The organism is Vibrio sp. R11-SG3-ISO3-SZ (assembly GCF_059834345.1).
Genome location: NZ_JCBDGX010000084.1, coordinates 1 through 4,892, shown reverse-complemented (window position 1 = coordinate 4,892; position 4,892 = coordinate 1). Strand labels below are relative to the sequence as shown.

3 protein-coding genes and 1 pseudogene are annotated in these 4,892 nt (G+C 50.8%); all 4 read right to left on the bottom strand.

Features of this window, described 5'->3' with window-relative positions:
* Window positions 1-904, bottom strand: a pseudogene (locus AC6R1O_RS10725) (hybrid sensor histidine kinase/response regulator); the annotation flags it as partial.
* Window positions 905-1,068: 164 nt separating this feature from the next.
* Window positions 1,069-2,103, bottom strand: coding sequence for a 16S rRNA (guanine(1207)-N(2))-methyltransferase RsmC (rsmC, locus tag AC6R1O_RS10720; RefSeq protein ID WP_500632734.1), 1,035 nt, complete (start codon window positions 2,101-2,103; stop codon window positions 1,069-1,071).
* An 89-nt stretch (window positions 2,104-2,192) separates the two neighbouring features.
* Window positions 2,193-3,278, bottom strand: coding sequence for an AI-2E family transporter (locus AC6R1O_RS10715; RefSeq protein ID WP_334553983.1), 1,086 nt, complete (start codon window positions 3,276-3,278; stop codon window positions 2,193-2,195).
* 312 nt (window positions 3,279-3,590) lie between these two features.
* A complete protein-coding gene (hemL, locus tag AC6R1O_RS10710; protein ID WP_500632733.1) occupies window positions 3,591-4,883 on the bottom strand; it encodes a glutamate-1-semialdehyde 2,1-aminomutase in 1,293 nt (430 codons plus the stop codon).
* Between the last annotated feature and the right edge of the window lie 9 nt (window positions 4,884-4,892).

Sequence of the window (4,892 nt, the reverse complement as noted above, 5' to 3'; positions counted from 1 at the left end):
AATTGACCACCTCAAGGCTTTTTTCGACCTCGCTCTCATCGTAAGAGAGGGTGCGCGAGCGGTGATCTTGGCCGACCAATAAGGTTTTGATTGCCACCTGATTGCTTTTGTCCGCGATGAGTTTGGTGATGCCATTATTGGGGAGGCGAAACATCGCATAGCTGTGCAGGTAGCCTTGTTGAACGATAGGTGCACCAAACCACGCTACCATGCGACCTTGTTCGAGTGAAAAGTCAGAGATAATCACCGGGGTGTAATCTTCGTTGGTTTTGCGTCGTTCGGTCACTTGCTTGCGCAGGGCTTGAAAGGTTTTACCGAGATTTTGATCTTTGTAGCGGCCGCTCTGCAGGTTAGTGCCGTAGTTATCGTGCTTGTAAATGGAGTAGGTGACATTACCTTCGCGGTCAACCAACAGAATGTCGTCAAAGTCGGAGCGTTTGAGCAGCTCTAGGTACGCCCAATGGTAGCGTTTGTGCAGCAGGCGATAGCGCTCTGTGCCGGTGTAGACACTCGATTGAGGCAAAATCGAGGTTTTGATTTGATCTCCGGAGCCAGGAATATAGCGTTTTTGTGCGTACTCGCGTGCTTGTTCAATATCCAAGCCCAAGCTTTGAAAGGCGTTGACTAAGCCGTAAAAGCGACCGCCACTGGCGTAGGCCAGTTCTGAGCGAACAAAGCCCATCACTTCTGATTCTTTGGCGTAGAGGTAATCCTCAACCTGCTGCTGTTTGGTATCGCGTACTGAGGTGAGGTGGTAGGTGCTTTGCTCTTGCAGATCTTTGGTATGAGATTGGAGAAAAAAGATGGCCATTAAAGTCAACGGCGTGATGCTCAGTACCAAAAACGCCAACATTAACGTGTTTTGAAGACGCTTAAATCTTTGCTTTTTATACAACTTAAACATGTCGTGGGGGCTTATGGCTAAAAACGTTAATTTCTTAAACTGACAAATTTAACGAGTTTTTTTACTTTGACAAGTAAGTTGCCCGCAAAGCGTGGTTAGCGGCGCATTTTCAACGAAAAGAGGACAAAATAGCCCAACTTATGAGCGAGGTTGGGCGAGATAGGCTAGCGTTTGGCGTGATAAATAGCGAACTTGTTGGTCTTATTTAGTGTCTCGCATTTACCGAAAGCGGCGTCGATAATCGGCGGGTACTTGAGAAAGCTATTGGCAACAATAAACAGCGCTCCTTGGTGATTGAGGTGAGCGGGCGCTTGCTCTAGTAAGGTCTCGGTTGCGCTGTAACTGGTATCAAGGCCTGAGTGGAACGGTGGGTTGCTGATGATAAATTGATAGTCATCATCGGTATCAGAGTAGATATCGGACGCAAACACACGCCCGGTTAAACCATTGGCGGCTAAGGTCGCTTGGCTTGATGCCACGGCCAGGGCGCTGATGTCACACATCTCTAGCTCTATACCAGGGTTGAGTGCAGCCATCACGCTGCCAATCACGCCCGCGCCACAACCAAAGTCGAGTACTTTTCCGCTGAGTGGCGGCAGGGTATCAAGCAGCAGTTGGCTGCCAATATCAAACTCACCGTGACTGAATACCCCAGGCAAACTGTGGATCGTCAGGCGTGTTTCTTGGTAGCTCACTTCATAGCGCTTAAACCAAGCGTCCAATTGAAACGCTGGGGGAGTTTGCGTGCATTGACCCCAATAGAAGGAGCAGCGACGTGCTGAGTCATATTTGCGGATTGTGCCGTAGGGCTTGAACATCTTTTCGATGCTTTTAATGCCTGAGCGATTTTCCCCAACAACGACGATTTCGCACCCTTCGCCCAATTGAGCCATCAACATTGCCAGTAGGTATTCTGCTTCCGCTTTGGCTTTTGGCCAGTACAGCAGCACTAAATCCGCTGGCGCTTTATTCTCGTCTTTGAGTTTGTATTGAACGCCAAACTGACAATCTATGGCGGTATGCGCACTCAACTGGCGATAGTAGCCATAGTGGGTGGTGAATACGGTGACCGATTGGCAGTGGTTGGCCAACTCAATGGGAAAGAGATCTTCGGATTCTCCTGCTACTAAGACGTGTTTACCTTCAAAGTAAGCGAGTTGACGTTGGGCAATTTGGCTAGGCGCGATGTAAGCAGACATAATGAGCTCTGACGGAAAAAGACGGGGGATTTTCGCACAATCCCCCGATGATACCAAGCGCCCGGTCATACTAAGCGTTGGATGTGAGGTCAGTTTTGATCTTGGCGATCGAGAAAGTCTTGAAACTCTTCCTCATAGATGTTGAACAGCACCATGGTCACGGCAAAGATCAGCGGACCGTAGATTAAGCCAATCAAACCAAATAGATGGATGCCGCCAAGCAGGGAGAAAAAGATCATGAGCGTGTTCATCCCCGCGCTGCCTTGCATCAGCAAAGGTCTGAGTAAGTTATCGATGGAGCCCACCACCGCAACGCTCCACACCGTGAGGAAAATCGCCCAAGTGGTATCGCCACTTAAAAATAGGTAGCTCACGGCAGGAATCCAAATCAGAGCAGTACCGACGACGGGGATAAACGATGCAAACCCCATCATGGTGCCCCAGAACAAACCCGGGAATCCCGCCAACCACATGCCGATGCCGCCTGCTACCCCTTGCGCAATAGCGGTTAAAAACGATCCCATCACCGCCGATTTGGATACCTGTTCTATCTCATCAAGCAATTTGTCTTCTTGGCTGCGTGAAAGCGGCAGGATATGACGAATGGCGCCAATGATCTTCTCGCGATCGCGCAACAAGAAAAACAGTACAAACAGCATGAGGAAGAAATCCATCAAGAAGGTTGTGGCATCACCTAAAATTTTCGCGCTGATGCCGACCAAGTTGGAGCCAAAACGGGTGGCAAACTGGCCCACTTTTTGGGCGATTTGCGAGGGCTCAATCGCATCAAAGGGGAGGTAGTTGTTGACGATAGATAAGCCTTTGACAACCCAAGGATGCTCAAACAGCGCTTGAATCCCACCTTGCGTGACCCATTGATAGACGTTTTGTGAAAAGGCTGAGCCTTGCTGCACAATCGCAGCAAACACAAACAGCAGCGGGACGACGATAATGAAGGTCAAAATCACGCAGGAGAGCAGGGCGACGACATTGTTGTGCTTGGGCATTTTACGCTCAAGAGCCTGATGAATCGGCAACATGAGGATGGAGATGATAAACGCCATGACGATGGAGTTGACGTAGGGTTCGACTAACAGGTAGCACGCAAATCCGGCCGCTAACAAGGCGAGGATCAATACCCAATGACTCGAAGTGATGGTAACTTTGTTTGACACGATGACGTCCATTTATGCAACAAGGTAGTCGTATAATGGCGTTAAACCCTTCAAGCTTCAATCACTAACGTGTACGGGCGCCGGTTAAGGCTGCGATGTAAGGAGAAAAATGATGGGCTGTTGTAATAATGAGAACGGTCATTGCCCTACGCGCGCAAAGCGTCGTGGACTCTCTTGGTTTGGTCTGTTGATACTCGCGCTGGTGGTCACCGTGCTCTTCTTTTGGCGATGATTCTACGGGCATAAAAAAGGCTGCGCGATGCAGCCTTTCTTTTTGCCTTTCATTAGGGGCGTAATGCCGCCTAGATGCGATTAGGCTTCTTGCGCAAGCTGAGCGAAACAGCGATCCGCCGCTTCAAGCGTTGCTTCGATCTCTTTGCTGCCGTGAGCGAGGGAGGTGAAGCTCGCTTCGAACGCCGATGGGGCAAGGTAGACGCCGTGTTCTAACATCAAGTGGAAGAAGCGCTTAAATCGCTCGATGTCACAGCGTGTCACATCTTCGTAGCAGGTGATGCGTTCTTGATCGGTAAAGAAGAAACCGAACATGCCGCCCACTTGATTGACCAGCAGCGGAATGCCGTGCTCGGCAGCCAACGCTTTAAAGCCGTCAGCCAGTTGCTTGGTTTTTGCCGCTAGGCGTTTTTCATTGCCCTCTTCACGCAGAACCGACAAACAGGCGTAACCCGCTGCCATCGCGACTGGGTTGCCGGAGAGTGTGCCCGCTTGGTAAACCGGCCCTGTTGGCGCAATGTATTGCATGACGTCTTTGCGGCCACCAAAGGCGCCCACAGGCATACCGCCACCGATCACTTTACCCAGTGTGGTGAGGTCTGGCTTGATGTTGTAGTGGCCTTGTGCGCCGCCAAGGGCAACGCGGAAACCTGTCATGACCTCATCAAAAATCAGCAAGGCACCTTCTTGATCACAAATCTCACGCAGCCCTTCATGGAAGCCATCAACAGGTGGAATACAGTTCATGTTGCCTGCCACAGGCTCAACGATAATACAAGCGATCTCACCTGGGTTGGCTGCAAACAGTTCGCGTACAGAATCAAGGTCGTTAAACGTTGCTGTTAGGGTGTGCTTGGCAAAATCAGCCGGTACGCCAGGCGAGCTTGGTTGACCGAGTGTCAGCGCACCAGAGCCCGCTTTGACCAGCAAGCTGTCGGCATGACCGTGGTAGCAACCTTCAAACTTGATGATTTTGTCTCGGCCAGTGAAGCCACGTGCAAGACGAATCGCACTCATGGTTGCTTCAGTACCAGAGCTGACCATGCGCACTTGTTCCATTGATGGCACCAACTCGCTGACCAATTCCGCCATGGTGATTTCCATTTCCGTCGGCGCGCCAAAGCTGAGTCCGCGCTGCGCTGCGGTGATCACGGCATCACGAATCGCCACATGGTTGTGACCAAGAATCATTGGACCCCAAGAGCCAACGTAGTCGATGTACGCTTTGCCATCCGCATCAAAAATCAAAGGGCCATCGGCTCGCTCGATAAAAATCGGTGCTCCGCCCACGCCATTAAACGCACGAACGGGAGAGTTCACGCCGCCTGGGATTGTTTGCTGTGCCTTTTGATACAGTTCGGCTGATTTGGTCATTGGGATATC